Source organism: Leptospira adleri, from assembly GCF_002811985.1.
Classification (GTDB): Bacteria; Spirochaetota; Leptospiria; order Leptospirales; family Leptospiraceae; genus Leptospira; species Leptospira adleri.
In genome coordinates this window covers 14,206-34,996 of sequence record NZ_NPDU01000046.1, presented here as the reverse complement: position 1 = coordinate 34,996, position 20,791 = coordinate 14,206, and the positions used below count along the sequence as shown (strand labels likewise).

The window sequence follows — 20,791 nt, the reverse complement described above, 5'->3', positions numbered from 1 at the left end:
TGATTCTTATAAGAAACGAAAAGAATCCTTCCAGTTCCATTCTTCGAACAGAATACGAGTTTACAGCGCGTCCCAAAACCTTATTTTATTTTGTCGGAAAGATCAAGCTGCAAGGTTCTGTCCCAGTTTTGGGACAGGTTCTTATAAGAAAGTTTCCGTTTCCTTTGGAATTTTCGGCCGCAATTTACGGAAAAATCGAAGTTAAAAACCTCTGATCGGGATGAAACTCAAAACGAAGATCGTTTTCATTTTCAAAAAATCTCTGCAGAGAATCGGCATTTCCAACGATATTCAAGAAAGAGATAGACGTATCTCCAGGAATTCCAATGACCAGAAAACTAGTTTTGTCCTTCTCACTCTTCTTAATTCTTTGGGAAACGGGTTGTAATACCGTAATCATTCGTCCCTGGACTCCGCCTTACAAAAGTCGATCCGTTCACGACGTTCGAGTCCTGATCGGAAAAGCGGAAGGCGATCTTCAGATTCGGGGAGAAGGAATCATCTCCGTCTACGACGCGAACGAACTTCTCATTAAAAAAGGAATCGATCTCATTTCTCTGGACGTCTCCCGTCTGAAAGCGCCGATTCGTTTTGCGGGAGAAAACCTCGGTCTAGAATATAAATCCTTAAAGGTTCGAGGTTCTATTTTTGTGGTTCCTCAAGGTCAAGGACCCGCGCTCATCGTTAACTCCTTACCTCTGGAAGAATATCTCTACGCGGTCGTTCCTTCCGAAGTCCCTTATAGCTGGCCGAACGAAGCGTTAAAAGCGCAAGCGATCTGCGCGAGAACTTATGCGGTTCGCGAAATATTAAATAAAAAGAATGCGCTCTACGACGTGGAGGCGACAACGAATTCGCAGGTTTACGGCGGCATGGAAAAAGAACATCCTTCCACGACCAAAGCCGTGCAGGACACTACCGGAGTGATGGCGGTTTACGAAGAAACTCCGATCCAAGCCTTCTTTCATTCGAATAGCGGCGGTAAGACGGAAACTCCTGAAAACGTCTGGGGCGGAAAAAGAATTCCTTATCTTCCCACGGTCGCTTCCGAGTTCGATCGTGCGGGCGACAATTTTTATTGGAAGGAAACGATCTCACAAGATCTGATCGTATCCAAATTTTCAAACCTTAAGATCGGGGAAATCCAATCCATTCAAGTATTATCCAGAACCGGATCGGGTCGCGTGGATCTGATGGAATTTGTGGGAAGCGAAGGAACCGCAAGAATCCGCGGAAAAGAATTCAGACAAACTCTTGGAACTCCGGTTCGTTCTCTTCGTTTCGGAATTCAGAAAGAAGGCAACGGATATCTCGTCAAGGGAATGGGTTCGGGTCACGGAGTGGGTTTGAGTCAGTGGGGAAGTTTCGGAATGGCGAAAGAAAACTACAACTACGTGGAAATTCTCAGACACTACTATCCCGGAATCGAACTCGCAAGAATCACTCGGTAATCGTTCGAAATTTTCGAAAGAATAAAATTTTCACAAGAACCTGCCCGAAACCGGGACAGAACCTTGCGGCTTGATCTTTTGACAAAGTAAAATAGGTTATGGGACGAGCCGTAAGAATCGATTTCAAACACGCGCCCTTTCTAGTTCCGTTTCGCGGACATTTTCGGGCGTTTGTTTTTAAGGGAAGAATTCGGAACGTCTCAAAAAGAAAAAGAACTTCCCCGATGACAGACTTTGATTTGAAAGTTTCCTTTTCTAAAACGAAATCGAAATCTTTTTTCTCTTTTCACGATCTCGATTCTACTTTCTTCTGTCTGATCATAAGAAATGACAAACACCGTTCCTCTTCAATCTTCCCCTCCCCGAATCCGCGTCTCTCGTCTTGAAAAATCCTATCAGAGCGGAAAACTCCGGACTCCGGTCTTAAAAGGAGTGGACCTCGATATTCCCAGCGAATCGGTTATCACCCTCATGGGCCCTTCCGGCTCCGGTAAATCAACTTTTTTGAATATACTTTCCGGTATCGATACTCCGGATTCCGGCGAGATTATCGTGAACGGACATTCCCTTCATACGATGAACGAAAAGCAGCTTACCAAATACAGAAGGGAAGAAACGGGAATCATATTCCAATTCTTTCACCTCCTTCCCTACTTGAACGCTCTGGAGAACGTCGCGGTTCCTCTCTATATCTCCGGGACCGGAAAAAAAGAGGCTCAGGAAAAAGCGAAAGAGGCCTTGGTAAAAGTAGGACTCGAAACGAGGATGTCCCACAAACCGGACGAACTTTCCGGAGGAGAACAACAACGCGTAGCGATCGCGAGAGCCGTTTGTAAAAATCCATCGCTGATTCTCGCGGACGAACCGACCGGAAACTTGGATACGAAGAATGCGGAAAAAGTAATCCAACTTCTGACGGATCTTCAAAAAAAACTGAAGTTTACCCTTCTCATCGTCACACACGACCAACATCTCGGTTCGCTCGGAGAATATCGGCTGAGGATGGCCGACGGAGTTTTGGTTATCTAAAATCCGATGTCGTTTCGAATCTACAGCTTATTCCTATTCGAATACTTTCGAAGTCATAAGTTAGCCGCGTTTTTTGCGTTAGCCGGAATCGCGCTCGGGGTCGGCCTCTTTATTTCCACGACGGCGAACGGAATGAAGGCTGAAAAAAGCCTCACCGACTTCGCCATGGGATATTTTCAGGAAGAATATAAGATCAAGATCACTTCCTCCCAAGGGGATCAAAACTTACCGGCAAATCTGATCCGTGAACTTACACTCGATCCGGAACTCGATTGGATCGTAAAGATCGTTCCTCGTTTTCAAAAGGAAGTCATTCTGGAAGACGGAATCCGTGCCGTTTATTTGGGTTTGGACTTCTTAAAGGAAAGCGGAGCTTTGACAAAATCCGCAATCTCCGAAAATACGACTAACGGTGAATTTATGGAATCGATTTATATAAGTCGGAGTCTTTTCGAAAGACTCGGCAAATCGGAGACAAAGCTCGGGTTTCAGTTCAAAAGTTTCGCGATTAAAAATCTGAAACCGATCGATAACGACGGGGGAAGCGTTCTATTAGAAGACATAGAATCCGCGATGGATCGGTTCGAGACCGGCGGAAACGTTAGTTTTCTTTTGATCCAGCCGAGAACTTTCCATTCTTCCCAAAAACAAATTTTGGAAAAAAAATTGGGGAATCGATATAGGATCGAAACGATAGACGACATCCGCGAAAAATCCGGGAACGCGCTCCGTTCCTTCCAGCTCAATCTTTTGGTGATCTCATTTATTTCGCTTATCATCGCGTTCTTTATGGTTTCCAACACGATGTCAGGTCTTTATATCGCCCGCGAAAAAGAATTAGGAATTCTTAAAACGATGGGACTCGGCGCCGGTCATACGTTTCTTTTATTCGTATCCCAGGCGCTTCTTTTGGGGATCGCGGGAAGCGTCCTCGGACTCTGTTTAGGATTCTTTTTTTCAAGATTGGATTTTTTTAGTCCCGAAGCCGCGTCCGCCGATCTTTCTTACGTCAAAACCTACAAATCGATCCCCCCTTCGATCTGGATCTTAGGACTCGCAATCGGAATCATCGGTTCGTTTTTATCCGCCGCCTTTCCTTCTTTACGGGCCGGAAAAATATCCCCCGTGACGATCCTTAGAGAATCCTCGTCCGGAAACAACCGCCTCGCCGAAAGTAAATTATTATTTTATGGAATTCTAATATTCATCACATTTACTGGAATCGCCTTTTTTCCCGTCCGCTGGAGATTTCCGATTACGGGTCTTTTGGGAATCGGAGGAATCGTAATAGGAATCACGCTCTCTTTCCCTTGGATCTTTCGGACGATCGCGAATTTTTTCTTTCGAATCGGAGATCGTTCCGATCGATCCTTCGTCTTTATGAAGGTCGGCCTGGAGGAAACCAAAAATCAACCGCTTCGCAACACTCTCACTTCCGCCACTTTGATGCTCGCGACTTCGTTAGTCGTTTGTCTTTCCATTCTTACGGACAGTTATCGAAGATCCCTAAACGACTGGGTGGACTCGGAGTTTCCGGCCGAGTTTACGATCATTAACGAGCAGAATCTCGCGGCAGGAATCCACGGCGGAGTTCCTCTTTGGCTGTTAAACGAACTGGCGCTTCTTTCGGAAGTGAAAGCCTTGGACGGTTTTTGCGTAAACACGAGAGTGGAAACGGATCGGGGAAACTTTACGATTCACGCATATACTTTTTCGACATACGACCGTCCCGACGCAGCGGAAAAACTCGCGACCAATGAGAATGAAATTCTTATCTCGTCGAACATGGCTTATCTGCAAAACTTCGAAGTCGGAGATCGATTGTTTCTTTCGACAAAATTCGGAAAGAAAGAATTTCGGATCCGCGGAATCAAGGAGCATTTTTTCTCCGAACGCGGAACGATCATGATGGATATCAAAAATTACGATCATTTTTTCGGACTCTCCGGATACAATTCGATCAAGATATTCTTAAAAGAACCGGCGAAAGAAAAGGAAGCGGAACAAGCGATATCGAAAATATTAATACAAAATCCCTCCTTAAAATTGTTAAACTCGCAGGAACTCAGGGAAATTTATACGGAAGGTGTGGATAAGGTTTTCGGCGTTCTAAACACGCTCAAGACGACCGCGTTTCTGATTGCGATGATCTCGTTGGTTTCTTCGCTTCTTCACAATCTTATATCCAAAAAAATGACGTTAGGAATTCTTAAATACCTGGGAGCGGATCACAAACAGCTCGGCACAATTCTTTTGACCGAAAGTATTTTCCTCACCGTGCTTTCCACCTGTTTCGGCATTCTACTTGCGTTCCTTTTATCCCCGATCGTACTCTATGTCGTAAACAAAAACGCTTTCGGATGGACTCTCAAGTTCACCGCGAATCCGGAAGTTTCAGTTGTATTCCTCGTTCTGTCACCGATCCTCGGGATTCTTTCCGCCCTGGTTCCGTTGTATACTCTTCGAAAACTCGGATTCAGAATCAGCCAAGAATGATTTCGTCCGAGAGACAAGCGGATCGGATATGAAAACCAACTTGATTGTAAAAGAACTTTCGATTAGGATGTTCCCAACGTTATGAAGAGCCTGACAGACGTCGCCTTAGAAATCGCATCCGAGATTCGGAAGGTCAATCTTCAGGACGACGAAAAGATCCCGACTTCCGATACGTTCGTAAAAGAATTGATGGCTCTCTATTCGAGAGAACCGGAAGATCTCCGAAACATCATAGAAGCCCTGAGGGAAGCTAAGGTTATCTTCGTCATCAAAATCGTGTTGCCCGAAGAAAGGGCTAATAAGATGAGCGACCCCGGCGTTGACGCGTACGCTTACGCGGATCTAAAAATTCTTGCCGACCTCAAATACTATGCGGAAAAAAAATTAGAACGGCTTTACGAAGCGACTTATTACAAAAAAAAATCCCCTTCACTCATCGCTCGGGAACTCTTTCCAAAAATTCGGGAACTGAACAACACGCCTATCGGAAGAATCGTAAACATCGCCGTGATGCTCGAAGAATTCATACGGATGATGAACAACAATCCGAACGACTTTCAGGAAGAATTCAGAACCCAGGCTCTCGAGGAAATTCTCGTATCCAAAGGAAGCAGTCCTTCGGAAGGAAAAGATATCGGCGAAGAAACTCCGGCCAATTCTTTTTCGAGCGCGTTCAGTCCGGTCCCTTCCCAACGCGCGACGGATCGCATGGGAGATCCGTTAAACAACGTAAATCCCAACAGTCCTTGGGGAAGAATGGTTTCGAAATTTTCGATCGACTTTCTTCTTCGGGTTCATCTCCGAAAATGCGAATTCGAAACCATCCGAAGATTGATCATCACTGGAAAAGTCGGAGAAGCGGAGCACTTACGTTTGATCAGAGAAAGTCTTTTAAAGATGGAGAAAAATATCCACGTCGATAAAGTCCTCGCGTCCTACCTGGAAGAAATGGTAGAACTCAGAAGACTCACCCAGAGAAAACTCAATCTGCTCGGAAAATCAAAAACGCTCTGATACAAAACCCGGTCCGAACCAAACCGCAACGAAGCAAAAAGCGGCGTTTTATAAAACCTTCGTTAACGATGCGGCTTCGGTAACCGCATCGACTCGCTCAGAAAAAAATTCAAAAAACAGAATATTAGAATAGCTTTAAATACAACGCACACTGCGCGATCAATAGCGCGCCCAAAAGAAAAATCCAACGTCTTTTCGCGGAAAACGCCATCTTGATCTTATCTTCCGGAAAGTAGATCGCAACCAGAAGCGCGTTTACGTTCGCGACGAGATAAAAAGATTCCATCTTGATTCCGAAAGGTTTGTAAAAAGACGCGGCCAAAACCGCAAAGGAAGGGATAAAATACAAAAGTGTTTTCGGCTGAAAAAAACCGCCCTTGTTTTCGGTAAGAATCGTTTTTTTACCGGTGTGTTTTTCCAGCTCCGTTTGAAACAAGTCGGGATCCAGAAGGTTGAGAACCGGAATTTGGTCCTCTTTTGTGGAGATCAAAAATCGTACGTAGGAACGAAAGACATCCCTTTCGATCGAAATTACGGATTTGAGTTTTGTTTCCCAGGATTGCCCTTTGGAATTAAAGAGCTTCAAAGAATTCGGACTCAATTCCACTTTGGCTCCCTCTAAAACACGGATTTGTCTTGAAAAATTTCTATAAAGAAGAAATCCGAGAAAGATCGAAAGTAGGCCGAAAATTCTCACGAAGTCGTTCCTTCCCTCTTCCGGAACTTTTAGAAAATTCCAGGCTAAGAAGGAAAGATATAAAAGAATGACCGCCGCCGAACGCAGAAGAAGATTTTTGCGAAATCTCGCGGAATCGTATAAGAATTCACGCATGTTCTAAATTACCAAAATCACTTTTTTTGAATATAGAAAAGATCCGGACTCCTTCGGCAAGAATCGCTTCCATTCCGCCTTCTTCTCGATCAAGAATACAAATCCCTTGAGTGACTTCGACGCCCGCGTCTCTCAAACTTCGAATCGCCTGGATCGTGGAACCTCCGGTTGTGATCACGTCGTCCACGACTACGCAGGTTTTGATCGCGTGCACCGCGCCTTCGACGAGCTTTTTTGTTCCGTGTTCTTTGGAAGTTTTTCGGATGATCAAAGGATAAACATTCTTATTCTTTTTTCTAAATTCCAAACTGATCCCGTAACAGATCGGATCGGCGCCCATCGTAAGTCCTCCGAAAGCCTCCGGTTTCACAATTCCGGCCTGAGGAAGAAGTTCGTCCACGATGTATTTGCAGAGAAGTTCGAGACGATCCGGAACAAGAGTGATTTCCTTACAATTAAAATAGTGCCTGGATTGTTTGCCGGAAGCTAAGGTGAAGGGTTGTTCGGAATAACGGTATGCGTGAGTTCGAATGAGGTCGAAAAGATCCTGTTTCATAAAGAGTTCTCGTTCTTATTAATAAATATTTTTAACCAGAATCCAAAATGGAAAGAATCTGGAAAACCGGAAAAAACACTTTCAAAAGCAGTTCGAACCTGAATTCTGTAAATCATGCAGTCAGTGAGACTTACGTCCGTTTCTCTCAAAACTAGAGTCCTGGATTTTTCCGGGAACTTTGAAAAAATCAAGAAGGTCTTGGAGAAAGAAAAAGAATCCGATCTGATCTTATTTCCGGAACTTTGTATTTCCGGATACGGATGCGAGGATTCGTTTTTTTTTCCGAGAGTCTGGAAGGATTCATGGGAGACTCTGACCAAACTGCTTCCGTTCACGGAGAACAAGGTCGTCGTAGTCGGCCTACCTATATTCCAAAATCCTTATCTATTCAATTGTGCCGCGGTACTTTGCAACGGAGCGATTGCGGGAATTGTCCCTAAATCCAATCTTGCTACGACGGGCGTTCACTATGAGAATCGATGGTTTGCAAAAGGAGAAGAAGCTCAGGAGAATCTGGTCGCGCCCGACGGGTCGGCGATCCCCTTCGGTTCTTTGATCTTTGAAACCGATCATTTTTCCTTCGGAGTAGAGATCTGCGAAGATTCCTGGGTGTTGCAAAAACCTTCCCTAACGCTTTCCGAATCGGGAACCGATCTCATACTTTCTCCCGGCGCTTCTCACTTCGCCTTCGGAAAACAAAGGATCAGAAGACAGATCTTTAAGGAAAGCTCGAGAAGAGAGTCTAACGTATATCTTTTTTCCAATCTCTGCGGAAACGAATCCGGAAGGCTTATATTTGAAGGCGGTTCCTTAGTCGTACAAAACGGAAAGCTCGTTGCAGAATCGGAAAGACTGTTCTTCGGAGATTTTCAGGTCTGTTCTTCCGAAATCGATTTCGACGCTTCGAGATCGGATCGTGCGAGAAACTTTCGCCCTTCGGGAGATCGTTCCAAAAAAAACAGAACGGAAGAAGACAATCGAATCTATCTCGGGATCCAATTCCGGGAAAGAAAACCCAAAATTCAACGTCCTCTTGCCGAACCTTCCGTTTCCAAAGAAGAAGAATCCTATGCGGACTTTACGAGAGCCGTCGCTCTGGGACTTTTTGATTATCTCATCCAATCCAAGACAAAAGGATATACCCTGTCGCTCTCTGGCGGAGCGGACAGCGCAACGTGCGCCCTTCTCGTAACCGCGATGAAAAAAATCGCAAAACAAGAATTAGGTGAGAATTTTTTTCAGACGAAAGGAATTTCCGAAAACGAAATTTTATCCACGTTATACCAAGCCACGAAGAATAACTCCGAAAGGACAAGAACTCTCGCGGCGGAACTTGCAAAAGACTTAGAAGCCGTTCACGGAGAATTGACGATCGACGAAGAGGTGAAGAGTATCACGGATAAGATCTCAAAAGTTACCGGAACAACGTCCTTCACTTGGGAAAAACACAATCTGGTTCTGCAAAACATCCAGGCAAGAGTCCGTTCTCCGATCGTATGGATGCTCGCGAATTTAAACGGACATCTTCTTCTTTCCACTGGAAATCGGAGCGAGGCGAGCGCGGGTTATACTACGATGGACGGAGATTCTTCCGGTTCCGTGGCTCCGCTGACGGGAGTGAGCAAAGAATTCATCCTTGAATGGATGCGGTTTGTCGCGGGAGGGAAGGACCCGATTCTTCCGGCTTATCCTTCCGTGAAGGAAATCGTTTTGTCTCCTCCGAGCGCAGAACTCAAACCGCTTGAGGACAAACAAGAGGACGAAAAGGATCTTATGCCCTATTTTCTCCTGCAAAAGATCGAGGAACTTTTTGTGGTGCGAGGAGCCGGTTATGAAGAGATCGTTCAGCTTCTCTCCTGGGAACCCGAAGTTCGAAAACTTCCTTCCGGATATCTAGAGGAGAGCGTTCGGAAATACGTTCAATTGTTTCATCGGAATCAGTGGAAGCGGGAAAGGCTTCCTCCTTCCTTCCATCTCGACGAATACGGACTGGATCCGAAATCGAGTTTTCGTTTTCCGATTCTTTCCGAGGAAAAAGGATCCGGGATTTAGAATCAACCGACCTTCAGACCGGTCGGTTTTATGTTATCGTATTCCTTTTCCTTTGATCCGAACGAATTCTTCCAGATCGAAGGAAATTTGATAGTTTGACCAAAAATCCGGAAACTTCTTGAAATACTCTGCAAGCCGCAACGCCGTGTTCGGTGAAATCGATTTTTTGCGGTGGATGATTTGAGAAATCAGACTTTCGGAAACTCCGATATCTTTTGATTGACGATGCTCGGACCAGTACAAGGGCCCGGAAAATCATACTTTAAAATATCGCCTGGTGCGGATGGGAAACTCTTCGATTTTTTATTTTCATCGGAAAAACTCCCGTAACAAGGCTTATTATTCTTCGGTTCAGTCTGTGATAATCGACGACCGGAACTCAGTGCGGGACGTTATCTTTCAGCGACCATCCTTCGTGAACGGATTTCGCAAGGTTATCTCCTAAAGATGGAACGATCCTACTTCGTCATACGTAAAGCAACACGAATGGAAAAACTTTTTTCTCAAGTTGAATCGAAGAAAAAACACATGAAAAGAATGGAATATTGCTTAAGTCCGACAAATCCCTTGCTCTAAAAAAGGTTGAAAACGGACTTCAAGTCAGCATGAGCTAAAGTTTCGGAGATATCTCTCCATTCTCAAACGGAGAAAAATGTTCGAAGAAAGTTCGCGCTACGGAGAAGGGCCGACCTTGTCGATCGGCCTTTGTCAACACAAGCGGTTCTAAAAACTAAACGTGGGAACTCACACGGAAAAAAAGAATTATAGACCTGCCTTTTTAAAAGCGTTTTCCTTATCTCTCTGAACCTGTTGGAGTTGGTTCTTAATCGAATCCTGGATATTCTGGAGTTTCTTTTCGGTCTCTTCTTCCCCGGAACCTTTCTGAAGATCTACAAGATAGTTGATGATATCCATTCTATCCTGAGTTTGTTTTTCCATGTGATTGTAATAGGAGCGGATCTGAACCGGAGAAGCGGTTCCCGAGTAGACGTTTCTCGCAGCTTCGGCGATCTGATTCTCTTCTTGTTTCTTCGCTTCTCTTTCCGCCGCATTCAACTTTTTTGGCACCAAGGAATTGTTTGGAAAACGTTCTCTCAACTGTGCAAAACGTTCCATCTCTTCGTTGGTGTAAGGTTTGTTTGTCTGCGGATTCAGCGGATTATCGGGATCGGCCGCGTCCGGATCGGCTTCCTTTGCCTCTCCCTTTTCGGATTCAATGTATTCTCCTTTTCCGGCTTTGTAAAAGGAAGAATCAAAAATGGAGTCGTTGGTTCTTCCCCCGGAAGATCCAGAGGAAGAAGAAGAGGAACTTCCGCCTCCGCCGAGAAGAAGGGCAACGCTGTCTGCCTCTCTGTTTTTCTTTTCTCTTTCAGAAGGATCGTCGGAAGAAAAAAGAATCCAAATCAAGGCTACAAGAGCGACGGAAATGCCGGAATAAAGGACGATTTTACGAATGCTGACCACGGGTTGTTCTCCGGAAGAATTCAGGAAATTTTGATTGTAAGACCGCTGTTCGAGGAAATTCTATCCTGAAAGCGGATCCTTTTCAAATTTTTGAGAATTTGAATCCGAAGCAAGATAAAAAATGTCTTCTAAATCACTCCATCCAACGATTCTTTCCTTCTGCTTTGCTCTTTTTCTTTTTTTAGGATGCGGCCAAAATACTCAGACCGCCCAGTCCCCTTTTGTTTTTCTTTCCCCCGTAGGAGTTCCTCAATTTTTAAGCGTGATCGCAGTGAACGAGGGAATCACGGACAAAGCCGCCAAGGACACTGATTTTGTTTCAGAGCCGAACAGCTACAAACCGGAATTTCTCATCCGCTACTATGTTACGAACGGGGAACCGCAGTTCGTAGGATACAATCTTTATATCACGACCGCGGCTCCTTCCGTAGCGGAAACGTTAGCCGGAGGAAACGTCTATTTGGAAAACGGAGTACAACCTTCTTTTCCTCACCTCGCCTCCGAGGCTTCTACAAGTTCCTCGAAACTGCAAACGCATCGTGTCTTAAACCAGGTTCCTCCGCCCGGAGTTTTTCCTTTTATCAAATGTGAAATTTATACGTTTACGATGAGAGCTCTTTTGAACAACGGAATCTTTTCCAATCCTTCGACTGCGGTTCGGATGTGTTCTTCTTCTCGTCCTTATCTTTGTTCGGTCGGATCCAGTTGTAATCCTTCGGAGTGCAATACCCCGACCTGCAGCACGACGGTGAAACAAAACTGTCCCGTGGGAACTCTTTGCAATCCTTGTCTGATCGCCGGGGCCGAAGAAACCGGATGTGTTTGTCCGTCCGGCGTTTCTCCTCCCGGCTGCAATCTATGAGTTTAGAGGAAGAATTCGAAGAACCTTCCTCGGAAGAAATTCCACTCCAACCGGGAACTCTTTACGTCGTTTCCACGCCGATCGGAAACTTAGAAGACTTCACTTTTAGAGCCCTTCGCATTCTTAAGAATACGAATCGAATCCTTTGCGAGAACGCGGGGCATTCCCGAAGACTTCTGAAATTCTATGGAATCGAAACTCCGGCTTCCACGCTCTATAAGGACCAATCCGAGGTTCCCTATTCCGGGCTTTTGGAAGAGCTGAGAGAAGGGAAGAATTTTGCGCTTATCTCCGACGCGGGAGCGCCCGGGGTTTCGGATCCGGGTTCTCATCTCGTAAGAATGGTAAGAGAAGCCGGACTCAAAGTAACGCCGGTTCCCGGCGCGAGCGCACTGACCGCGTTACTCTCCATTTCAGGATGGCAGGCGAATCCGTTTTTATTTTTAGGATTCTTATCCGAAAAAAAAGGAAAGAAAAGAAATCAGCTGGGAGAATGGAAAGAATTCGAAGGTTTACTCATGATCTTTGAATCGGTTCATAGAATCGGCGATACCCTTGACGCGGTGAAGGAAATCTTCCCTGACGGAGAATTCCTGATCGGGCGAGAAATGACTAAAATTCACGAGGAAATTCTTCATTATTCTCCTATTTCCGGAGGAAAACTCAAGGAATTTGCGCGAAAGGGCGAATTTGTGGTTTTAATCAATACGAATCGGAAAAAAATGCTTAAAGGCTCTCTTGGATCGGCCGATAGAATTCAGTAGAGGTAAGAAATCATGACTATCGATAAAATCGGTGGGATCGGCGGAAGCGGATACGAACCGAAAAGAACCACTCCGGTGAAAAAAGCGGAATCAAAAGAGACTTTTGATAACGTTTCTATTTCCGATACCGCAAAACAAAAAGCATCCGAAGCAAAACTTCAAGCCGAAGTTCAAACGATCGCTCGTAAAATTCTTTCCACTCCGGAAGAATCGGATCGTTCCGTGAAATTAAAAGAAGTCAAAGAAAAACTTAAAAACGGCGACTACGACAATCTGAGTTCCGATGTACTGAACACGATCGCAGACAGAATCTCCGAGACCATGTTAGGTCAATAAAAACGTTACGGAAGACTGATTTTTACCTCTATTAAAATTAGAATGATTCCGAGTCACTAGGTCACTCTGGGGGACGACAACGATGCCGATACTCCCCGATTGGGTTAACTACACATTTCCTCCTAAAATCCACTTTGAAGCAGACTGCGGTTACAAAGTGGGAAACTTCGTTAAAAACGTCGGAACAAGAACCGTCATTTTTTCCACTCAACAAGAACTGGAGAATATGGACGAGTTGTCCATCATCAAAACCAGTTTGGAAAAACATATCGACGGAGTGATTCTCTACGACGATATCGTAAAACAACCCACACTCGAAGAATTGGACACGGCGGCCTACTTTGCAAAGATCGCAAACGCGGATTGTATCATCGGTTACGGCTCTTACGAATCCATAAGCATGGCGAAGATCATCGCCCTTCTCGTTACGAACGATATCTTCGCCGAAGAGATGTTAAACGATAAGAAGACAAAATTTAAGAAACCGCTTCCTCTCGTTTTGATTCCCACTCATCCGGTTTTCGGTTTGGAGTGTTCTCCGATTTCTACGGTTCTTTTGGGAGAGGAAAAAATCATAAAATACTTTTCTCATGAACTCCTTTTCCCGGAACTGATCATCGCAGATCCGAAAATTTCCTCTTTTATGACTTCCTCCGATATTTCGAAAGTCGGAGTCGGAATTTTGGCGGCGGCGGTGGACACGATTCTTTCCAAATTCTCAACGGAATTGACGATTTCGTCCGCGCTCAGAGCGATCGAACTTCTTCAGAAAAACCTGATTCCTTCGATAAGAGATCCTAAGAACATTAATTATAAGAACGGACTCTATGGCGCGAGTCTTTTGACCGGGATCGCGCAGTCTTCCAGCTCTTTGGGACTTTGTTTCGCACTTTCATTAGCAAGTTCGAATATTACAAATCTCGACATTTTTCAATCCATGTCGATTCTTCTTCCCCACGTGATGGAATACAATCTTACGTCCTCCGCGGGAAAATACGTTATGATCGCAAGGGCCTTGGACGAAGACATCACAAACATTTCCGTCATCGAGGCGGCCATCAAAGCGGTGGAAGGAATACGGAAAATTTTCATCGAATTGAAAATTCCCCAAAGACTGTCCGAATACGAGGTTAGAAAGATCGATCTTCCTCTGATCGCAAACCTCGCGGCATCGTTTCCATTTTTAGATTCTCTCCCTAGAGAACTTCCTAAAAACGAGATCGAAACGATTCTTGTCGCCGCGTTCTAAGACTTTTTTAGAGAAGAAGAATCTTCCTTCGACAAGAATCTGTCGGAACTACGACGAGAAGAATCCTCGTTGACAACATAAGATTTCTGTGATAGAGAAAAGTCCGCCGAGTTTTCCCACGGACCCGCCTCCTCCACCCAATCAGGGTGGGGCCGCGACTTTTACGGAAGAGCTTGTCGGAACTCACACATTTTCTATCCGTCCCTGCTAGAAAAACTTTTCCACCATTACGACGCAAAACGCCTCTTCTGCGAAAGAAACCGAACGATTCCGTAATCACAGCTTAAAAACGGCAAAAAAACATTTGAATCTGCCTCTCTTCCCCCAAAACTTGGAGACAGAATGAGCGACGAACACATCGACACAATCATCGGAGATGATATCCATTTCCGCGGAAAACTAAAATTCAGCAATTCTCTGAAAATCAAAGGCAACTTCAAAGGAACGATCGAAACGACCGGAAAACTCGTAGTCGGAGACACCGGTGAAGTAGAAGCGGACATCCAAACGGGAACCCTCGAAGTAGAAGGCGCTCTGAAAGGAAACGTTTCCGCGAACGAAAAAGTTTCCATCCGAAAAACCGGAAAGGTCATCGGAGACATTCGCACACCCGATTTAGAAATAGAATCCGGAGCAAGATTCAGCGGCAATAGCGCAATGTAAGAATGCCCAAGAATTCTCCTTACTCTCACGGCCCGGGTCTCAAGGAAATTTCTTCATCCGGGCCAGGACCGCATCTCAGTCCTCTCCAACATAGATTCTATCAAACGCACTTGCGGGAAAAATCTCATCCGGAACACCTTCTCTATCACGGACTCAGAGAACTCCCTTCTCCCTTTTTGCTCCCCGATCTCGAACCGGCGCTCGAACTCTTAAAAGAAACCGTCGCTTCCGGAAAAAAGATTCTTCTCTTTGGGGATAGAGACTGCGACGGAGTTTCTTCCACGAGTCTCCTCGGAGGATTCTTAAAAAAAATTCATCCGGGAGAATTGATCCTCAAGGTATCCAACGAAGAAGACTACGGACTTTCCCCCGCTGCGCTTGACTTTGTGAAAAAGAACAAACCCGACCTTCTCATCACTCTCGACTTCGGAACCACCAATCACGTTCAAATCGACCTCCTGGCTTCCCTCGGAATCAAGGTAATCGTCCTGGACCACCACGAAATTCCGGAGAGAATTCCAGCCTGTTTTCTCATTTCCCCGAAACGTCCGGACTGCCGGTATCCGAACGAAAAGATCTGCACAGCAGTGCTCGCCCTTAAATTCATCCAAGCCTATCTCTATTCTTCTTTGGAAGAATACAACGTCGGGACTTGGATCGGCGACGGAAACTCGCTCTTTACGGGTTATCTCATCCACAGAGGGAAACTCGTCTTTCAAGGGGAAAGACACGAAGTGGAATCCAAATTCTCCTTTCCCATCCGAGAAACCCACTATCGCATCTCGTCGGAATTTCCGGAACGGGAATGGTTCTATCAGGAATTTCTAAAATACCCCGCAATCCTAGAACAATATCTTCAGAACTTCGATCTCGCCGCCGTAGGAACCGTCTCCGATATGATGCCCCTCTTCGGAGAAAATAGAATCATTGTAAAGGAAGGCTGTAGGATTCTCTCCAAACTCAATCGAAAGGAAACGAGACACAGAGAAGGACTGTTTCAACTCCTTCAACTCATGGAACTCAGCGAAAAACACGTGACCTCGAAAGATCTCGGCTGGGGACTTGGGCCCATGATCAATTCCGCCGGAAGAATGAATTCCACCGAAGTAGCTCTTCAACTTCTTTTGGAGGAGAATCCGGAACGTGCAAAGACAGGAGCCAAAGAACTCCAAAAATTGAACGAAGAAAGAAGGGAAAGAACGAAGCGAAATCTTTTCAAAGTCGACGGATTTCTAAAACGAAAACTGGAAAGAACACAGAAAGCCGTACTCTTTTGTTACGAACCCGACTTCGAACCCGGAGTTTCCGGAATCGTCGCAACCCGTCTCGTCGAAGAATATAAAAAACCGGTTCTTTTTATCACACCCGATCACGGCCACGCGAAAGGGAGCATTCGTTCCTATGGAAAGGAAAACGTTTTGAATCTCCTGAAAAAAGCGGAGTCGATCTTCTTTCAATACGGCGGACATAAAGAAGCCGGAGGATTTTCCCTTTCCATCGATCAAATTCCAGAACTCGCAAAGATCGTCTTTGAACACGCGGATTCTTGGCTCGAGGAAGAACAAAAACAGGCGGTTCTTGATTCCGTTTCGAGTTTGGTTTCCCTCGAACCCACCGAATTAAACGCAAAGATCTTTCAGGAACTTTCCGTCTTTGAGCCCTTCGGTCATGAGAATCCAGCCCCTCTCTATTCCATCAAGGGCGCAAAGATCTATCATACAAAACCGATGACCGACGGTAAACACGTTCGTTTTAGAATTCTGGGAGCTCCGGAAACGATCCAATGTCTGATTTGGAATCGGGGAAAAGACTTTTTAGAATTGCTCAGCAAAACCGGAAGTTTGGATCTCTGGGGTTCTTTGGAAGAATCTACCTTTCGATCCAAAACTTCGCTTCAGTTTGTAGTGAACTACTTTGAAGAATCGGAGAAGAATTAAAATTCTTCTCCGGGAAAATTCGCGGCGTTGTTTCCGCGAGAATCGTCGGACTCGTTTTTAGAATTCCCGCTTTCGCCGTTGGAAGTTTCTTCTTTCCGGTTTCCACGTTCTCCTCTTTGTCCTCCGTCTTCTCCTCGGTTTTTATTCCGAAAATTCCGATTCCGATTTTTATTCGGACGAGGACCAGGTTTATCTCCTCCGCCTTGGTTTTGGTTTCCACCACCACCGCCTCTTCCCTCGTGAAACTTTTTCACAGGAATCGGTCTCTTTCTTACGGAAATCTCCCAGAAAAAAGCGCTCTGAATCGATTGTTCGTCGTTCTCTGCAATGGCTCCGATTTTAAAAACCATAAAGGCATCGTAAAAATAATCCTTCATACGGAAAAAATTATTCTGTGAAGATTTCTCGTCTTCCGTACTTAAAAATCTCTGCTGACTTGCAAAAATCTTAATCAAACGATCCTTGTCTTTTTTAGGAGTTTCAAGTCGATGAAAGATCGGATCCAAACTCGCCTTGATAGCGGGAACCAAGTGCATATTCTCTTTTTTCAGGGCGTCGCTCGCGAGATCCGAAAAGATAAGAGAATAGAAAATATGAGGAGTCATCTCCTCTCTTTCCGTGAGAAGTTTGTCCGCGATCGCAAGACGTTTCCCGATATTGGTTTCCAAAAACTTTTCACCGAAATTGGAATTCTTCTTACGCTCTTTATCAAACGCTTCTTTGAAAAGAACTTCCAAAAGACCGTGTTCCGCCATTCCCTGAAAGATCAGAGAAGTTTTCCAAGTACGGAAGATCTTATTGTATTCTTCCAACATTCGGGAACTGGAAGCTTTTTCCAATTCGATCTTGTGTTTGCGAATCGCCTTCGCAGTCGTCTTTTCAATCGTTAAACCGAGAATCTCCGCGAACTTTACGGCGCGAAGCATTCTGACAGGATCTTCCCGAAACGAAATATCCGGGTCTCCGATAACCCGCAGTACCTTATTCTGAATGTCTTCAAATCCGCCGACGTAATCGATGATAGAATCATTTCGAACGTCATAATATAAAGAATTGATTGTAAAGTCTCTGCGAGCGGCATCTTCCTGAGGTGTGCCGAACTTGTTGTCTCTCTTGATGAGGTAATCCTGATCTTCCACGGCTTTTCCCAACCGGTAATCCGGCAGGGAACGAAACGTACTGACTTCGATCACTTTTCCGCGAAAAAGAATATGCACAATTTTGAATCTTCTTCCGATGATTCGACAGTTGTTGAAGATTTTTTTTATCTGGTTCGGAGTTGCGTTAGTGACTACGTCGAAGTCTTTAGGCTTTCTTCCCAGAAGAAGGTCTCGGACCCCTCCTCCGACGATGTAAGCCTTAAAGCCGAATTTATTCAGCCTATGAATGATCTTGACCGCGTCCTCATCTATCATGTTTTTGCGGATCAGATGGGCATCCCGATAATAGCGCTTGCCATCCGGGTGAGAGAGAATATCCTCAACTGATCCTATTTTTTTCTTGAACAGATTGGACAGGAATTTCATATAAAGAATGAGTCTATAATCCTTTCAATCCCCCTACCTGCAAGTAAAAATCTATGACAAGCCCGGCAAAGTTCGATCTCAAATTAACGCATTCGGAGCGGTTGCAGGTCAGAATTCTCAAATTCAAAAATTGGTTTCGTAAATTCAAAGAAGGCGGATCCAGGAAGATCTCCTTTTTACTCGTTCCTCACAGTCACGAGAACGTAATTCGGATCGAACTGAACGTTTTTATGGCTTGGTTTCTCGGAATCCTCCTAGGGTCGATTCTGACGCTTGCTTTCGTATTTCTTTCTTACTTAAACTTCTTCTATCGACCGGACGAAGACCTTTTCCAGAAAAGCGACGAGAACGTCAGTCAATATCTTTACTACGACATGCTGCTCCAAGACGCCAAAAAGGAAATTCGTGGTTTGGAAAGAAAAACCGAACAGTTGAACCTTGTCGCTTGGGACGAGGTTCCTTGGAAACGGATTCTTACGTACGAAGTGATTCCGGAGTTTCGTCTCAAAAAGGAGATTCCGGACTCGGAAACCAATCTCGAACTTTATAAGAATACGGTGGAAGGTTTTGCCGCCCAGAACATAGAACTCTTTCGGATTCGACAAGCCTTTGAAAACGCGTTCGACTACCTCGAAGAAAGGGAATCCATTCTCTACGCCTTGCCTCGCGGACGCCCACTCAAACCCGGGGTCGGATTTGTTTCCTCCACATTCGGAGGAAGGGTCGATCCTTTTGGTCTCGTCGTCTTGGGAGAACACCACTCGGGTGTGGACTTTGCTTCTTCCGAAGGAACTCCGATCTATGCGACCGCTCCCGGGATCGTGGTCGAATCCGGTCAGTCTTCCGGTGGGTTGGGGAAGAATATTCGGATCAATCACTTAAACGGGATTTTTACGGTCTATGGTCACTGTTCTCAGATTCTCGTGGAAAAGAATCAGGTCGTAAAACGGGGCGATCTCATCGGACTCGTAGGATCCACCGGAAAAGCTACGGGACCTCACGTTCACTACGAAGTTCACATGGGTCAGGATCCTCCTCTGGACCCGGCGGAATTTATCAACATCGAATGATTCTTTAAGAAAATAGAAGACCAAAGTTTTCATTCGATCGTTCCTGCGTTTTTCAAAAAGAATTTCGATTTTCAAATGTTTGGAAAGGCCCTTGTCTTTTTCAAAAAAGGATTATGGGTTGATCCAATCCCGCAATCGAGAGAATTGGTAACACTATGATCGATAGAATTCCCGTGCCCTTTCTCAAACAATTCTTCAATTGGGATGGTCCGTCCACTTTCAGCATTCTCATGATGCTCGGTTTTTTAGCCGCGTCCTATCTTCTTCCCAAAGAATTAAAACGAAGAAACTTAGAACCCGAACATTCGGACTGGCTTCTTCTTCTGGGAATCTTAGGAACCTTGGTCGGCGCTAAGATCTTTTTTGTTTTCGAGATCTGGGATCAGATCTTTGTGGAAACTCCCGGCTTTGACGGAAAGTATCTTTATCCCCTCACGCATTGGTACGGTTTTCCGGGAAGAATGGCCCTCTGGGATAATTTATTTTCAGGAAGCGGGCTTGTCTTCTACGGAGGATTTCTTTTCGGAATTCTTTTTATCACTCTCTACATGAAATACTTCCGACTCGATATCGCTTCGTATTTGGACGCCGCCGTCCCGAGTATGGCGATCGGCTACGCGATCGGAAGATTGGGCTGTTGGGTTTCGGGCGACGGTTGTTACGGCTTTGCGACCGATCTGAAAATTCCTCTTTTGGTTTTTGATTATCACGGAGCTCATCCTTCCGGAGTTCCCGTTTGGAACACCCCCTTGATCGAATCGATCGTATCTTTTTTATTCTTCGCCTACTTTCAATTTTGGGCAAAGGATCAAGGCTTTCGAAAATTTTCAATCGGCGCCCAATATCTGATTCTTCACGGATTTGCAAGACTCATGGTGGAATTTTTAAGAGTCAACAAGGCTGTGTTTCCTTTTATCACACCTCCTCCGTTGGTCAACATTCCGAACGCGGAACAGAATCCCGAATTTTTAAGTCAGTATTACTGGCATGGATTTTCTCAGTCTCAGTGGGTTTCAGTCGCGATCATCGCCGTCGGAATCTTCTTCCTTGTAAAATGGAAACTCTGGGAAAAAGAAGCGACCGCTTGATTTAAGCCTAAGCCGTTTCGATCGACTTCCATCCGCCGTTGGAACCAAGTTTGAGTTCCGACGGCTCTTCTCCGCTTATAATTCTTTCGACCCGCCGTTATTGGATCGTTGTCCTCAAACTAAAAAAGTAGGAACTCATACTTTTTCGGACCGATATGGAAAGGTTTAGAATTCCACAGGCAGTCGGACTCGTTGTAATTTGTGGGAACTCTCACAAAGAAATCGAATTTTATAAAAGAGAATTCTTTCCGCATTCGAGTTTTAAAACAAATTCCGTGTTATTTTTATGAAAAAGAAACTCTCATTCCAAAGCCTAACAAGACAGTTCACGGTAAAGTCTTCGGATCGTGAGAAAATGAGGGAGTTCCCACAAATTCTGTCTCTTCCGCCATCATGGACCTC

18 protein-coding genes and 1 pseudogene are annotated in these 20,791 nt (G+C 45.1%); 14 read left to right on the top strand and 5 right to left on the bottom strand.

Annotated features, from left to right (window positions below; all coding sequences use genetic code 11):
- From CH376_RS24445 to CH376_RS16165, 5 genes and pseudogenes are all read left to right on the top strand, one after another.
- Window positions 1-215: pseudogene (locus CH376_RS24445) on the top strand (hypothetical protein); the annotation flags it as partial.
- Window positions 216-326: 111 nt separating this feature from the next.
- Window positions 327-1,451, top strand: a complete 1,125-nt coding sequence (locus CH376_RS16180) for a SpoIID/LytB domain-containing protein (RefSeq protein WP_100784134.1) — start codon at window positions 327-329, stop codon at window positions 1,449-1,451.
- Window positions 1,452-1,778: 327 nt separating this feature from the next.
- Window positions 1,779-2,480: an ABC transporter ATP-binding protein gene (locus tag CH376_RS16175; RefSeq protein ID WP_100784133.1), complete on the top strand. Its 702-nt coding sequence runs from the start codon at window positions 1,779-1,781 to the stop codon at window positions 2,478-2,480.
- Window positions 2,481-2,486: 6 nt separating this feature from the next.
- Window positions 2,487-4,976: an FtsX-like permease family protein gene (locus CH376_RS16170; RefSeq protein ID WP_100784132.1), complete on the top strand. Its 2,490-nt coding sequence runs from the start codon at window positions 2,487-2,489 to the stop codon at window positions 4,974-4,976.
- Between the two features lie 81 nt (window positions 4,977-5,057).
- A complete protein-coding gene (locus CH376_RS16165; protein ID WP_100784131.1) occupies window positions 5,058-5,990 on the top strand; it encodes a hypothetical protein in 933 nt (310 codons plus the stop codon).
- Between the two features lie 124 nt (window positions 5,991-6,114).
- Here the strand turns inward: CH376_RS16165 and CH376_RS16160 are convergent, their stop codons facing one another.
- Both CH376_RS16160 and pyrE read right to left on the bottom strand, forming a co-directional pair.
- Entirely contained in the window at window positions 6,115-6,822 is a 708-nt protein-coding gene (locus CH376_RS16160) for a hypothetical protein (protein WP_100784130.1), read from the bottom strand.
- A complete protein-coding gene (gene pyrE, locus CH376_RS16155) occupies window positions 6,815-7,378 on the bottom strand; it encodes an orotate phosphoribosyltransferase (RefSeq protein WP_100784129.1) in 564 nt (187 codons plus the stop codon). The genes CH376_RS16160 and pyrE overlap by 8 nt, the downstream gene beginning before the upstream one ends.
- Before the next feature lie 114 nt (window positions 7,379-7,492).
- Here pyrE and nadE point away from each other — a divergent pair, with 114 nt between their 5' ends.
- A complete protein-coding gene (gene nadE, locus CH376_RS16150; protein ID WP_100784128.1) occupies window positions 7,493-9,430 on the top strand; it encodes an NAD(+) synthase in 1,938 nt (645 codons plus the stop codon).
- 33 nt (window positions 9,431-9,463) lie between these two features.
- Here the strand turns inward: nadE and CH376_RS24890 are convergent, their stop codons facing one another.
- Both CH376_RS24890 and CH376_RS16140 read right to left on the bottom strand, forming a co-directional pair.
- Window positions 9,464-9,673, bottom strand: coding sequence for a HigA family addiction module antitoxin (locus CH376_RS24890; RefSeq protein WP_100784127.1), 210 nt, complete (start codon window positions 9,671-9,673; stop codon window positions 9,464-9,466).
- Window positions 9,674-10,192: 519 nt separating this feature from the next.
- A complete protein-coding gene (locus tag CH376_RS16140; protein WP_100784126.1) occupies window positions 10,193-10,894 on the bottom strand; it encodes an LIC_20245 family lipoprotein in 702 nt (233 codons plus the stop codon).
- Window positions 10,895-11,015: 121 nt separating this feature from the next.
- Here CH376_RS16140 and CH376_RS16135 point away from each other — a divergent pair, with 121 nt between their 5' ends.
- From CH376_RS16135 to recJ, 6 genes are all read left to right on the top strand, one after another.
- Window positions 11,016-11,756, top strand: coding sequence for an LIC11073 family putative lipoprotein (locus tag CH376_RS16135; RefSeq protein WP_100784125.1), 741 nt, complete (start codon window positions 11,016-11,018; stop codon window positions 11,754-11,756).
- Window positions 11,753-12,520 carry a 16S rRNA (cytidine(1402)-2'-O)-methyltransferase gene (rsmI, locus tag CH376_RS16130; RefSeq protein ID WP_100784124.1) on the top strand — a complete coding sequence of 256 codons (768 nt, stop codon included), beginning with the start codon at window positions 11,753-11,755 and terminating at the stop codon, window positions 12,518-12,520. Before CH376_RS16135 ends, rsmI begins: the two co-directional genes overlap by 4 nt.
- Window positions 12,521-12,532: 12 nt before the next feature.
- Window positions 12,533-12,856 carry a flagellar biosynthesis anti-sigma factor FlgM gene (locus CH376_RS16125; RefSeq protein WP_100784123.1) on the top strand — a complete coding sequence of 108 codons (324 nt, stop codon included), beginning with the start codon at window positions 12,533-12,535 and terminating at the stop codon, window positions 12,854-12,856.
- Window positions 12,857-12,938: 82 nt separating this feature from the next.
- On the top strand, window positions 12,939-14,105 hold the full coding sequence (locus CH376_RS16120) for an iron-containing alcohol dehydrogenase (RefSeq protein WP_100784122.1): 1,167 nt from the start codon (window positions 12,939-12,941) through the stop codon (window positions 14,103-14,105).
- 342 nt (window positions 14,106-14,447) lie between these two features.
- Window positions 14,448-14,768, top strand: coding sequence for a bactofilin family protein (locus tag CH376_RS16115; protein ID WP_100784121.1), 321 nt, complete (start codon window positions 14,448-14,450; stop codon window positions 14,766-14,768).
- A gap of 2 nt (window positions 14,769-14,770) precedes the next feature.
- The gene (gene recJ / locus CH376_RS16110; protein ID WP_100784120.1) at window positions 14,771-16,705 is read left to right on the top strand and encodes a single-stranded-DNA-specific exonuclease RecJ; all 1,935 of its coding nucleotides are present in this window, start codon (window positions 14,771-14,773) and stop codon (window positions 16,703-16,705) included.
- On the opposite strand, the gene pcnB is transcribed toward recJ, so the two are convergent.
- A complete protein-coding gene (gene pcnB, locus CH376_RS16105; protein WP_100784119.1) occupies window positions 16,702-18,231 on the bottom strand; it encodes a polynucleotide adenylyltransferase PcnB in 1,530 nt (509 codons plus the stop codon). The genes recJ and pcnB overlap by 4 nt on opposite strands.
- A 53-nt stretch (window positions 18,232-18,284) precedes the next feature.
- Here pcnB and CH376_RS16100 point away from each other — a divergent pair, with 53 nt between their 5' ends.
- Complete coding sequence (locus CH376_RS16100; protein WP_100784118.1) at window positions 18,285-19,301, top strand: M23 family metallopeptidase; 1,017 nt, start codon at window positions 18,285-18,287, stop codon at window positions 19,299-19,301.
- Between the two features lie 155 nt (window positions 19,302-19,456).
- On the top strand, window positions 19,457-20,389 hold the full coding sequence (locus CH376_RS16095) for a prolipoprotein diacylglyceryl transferase (protein WP_100784117.1): 933 nt from the start codon (window positions 19,457-19,459) through the stop codon (window positions 20,387-20,389).
- Window positions 20,390-20,791 lie beyond the last annotated feature (402 nt).

Bases quoted from the DNA above. Each gene is read 5' to 3' on its own strand.
- CH376_RS16165 (WP_100784131.1), top strand. From the start codon at position 5,058: ATGAAGAGCCTGACAGACGTCGCCTTAGAAATCGCATCCGAGATTCGG.
- rsmI (WP_100784124.1), top strand. From the start codon at position 11,753: ATGAGTTTAGAGGAAGAATTCGAAGAACCTTCCTCGGAAGAAATTCCA.
- pcnB (WP_100784119.1), bottom strand. From the start codon at position 18,231: ATGAAATTCCTGTCCAATCTGTTCAAGAAAAAAATAGGATCAGTTGAG.
- CH376_RS16170 (WP_100784132.1), top strand. From the start codon at position 2,487: ATGTCGTTTCGAATCTACAGCTTATTCCTATTCGAATACTTTCGAAGT.
- CH376_RS16180 (WP_100784134.1), top strand. From the start codon at position 327: ATGACCAGAAAACTAGTTTTGTCCTTCTCACTCTTCTTAATTCTTTGG.
- CH376_RS16115 (WP_100784121.1), top strand. From the start codon at position 14,448: ATGAGCGACGAACACATCGACACAATCATCGGAGATGATATCCATTTC.
- nadE (WP_100784128.1), top strand. From the start codon at position 7,493: ATGCAGTCAGTGAGACTTACGTCCGTTTCTCTCAAAACTAGAGTCCTG.
- CH376_RS16100 (WP_100784118.1), top strand. From the start codon at position 18,285: ATGACAAGCCCGGCAAAGTTCGATCTCAAATTAACGCATTCGGAGCGG.
- CH376_RS16135 (WP_100784125.1), top strand. From the start codon at position 11,016: ATGTCTTCTAAATCACTCCATCCAACGATTCTTTCCTTCTGCTTTGCT.
- CH376_RS16175 (WP_100784133.1), top strand. From the start codon at position 1,779: ATGACAAACACCGTTCCTCTTCAATCTTCCCCTCCCCGAATCCGCGTC.
- CH376_RS16125 (WP_100784123.1), top strand. From the start codon at position 12,533: ATGACTATCGATAAAATCGGTGGGATCGGCGGAAGCGGATACGAACCG.
- CH376_RS16120 (WP_100784122.1), top strand. From the start codon at position 12,939: ATGCCGATACTCCCCGATTGGGTTAACTACACATTTCCTCCTAAAATC.
- CH376_RS16095 (WP_100784117.1), top strand. From the start codon at position 19,457: ATGATCGATAGAATTCCCGTGCCCTTTCTCAAACAATTCTTCAATTGG.
- CH376_RS16160 (WP_100784130.1), bottom strand. From the start codon at position 6,822: ATGCGTGAATTCTTATACGATTCCGCGAGATTTCGCAAAAATCTTCTT.
- pyrE (WP_100784129.1), bottom strand. From the start codon at position 7,378: ATGAAACAGGATCTTTTCGACCTCATTCGAACTCACGCATACCGTTAT.
- recJ (WP_100784120.1), top strand. From the start codon at position 14,771: ATGCCCAAGAATTCTCCTTACTCTCACGGCCCGGGTCTCAAGGAAATT.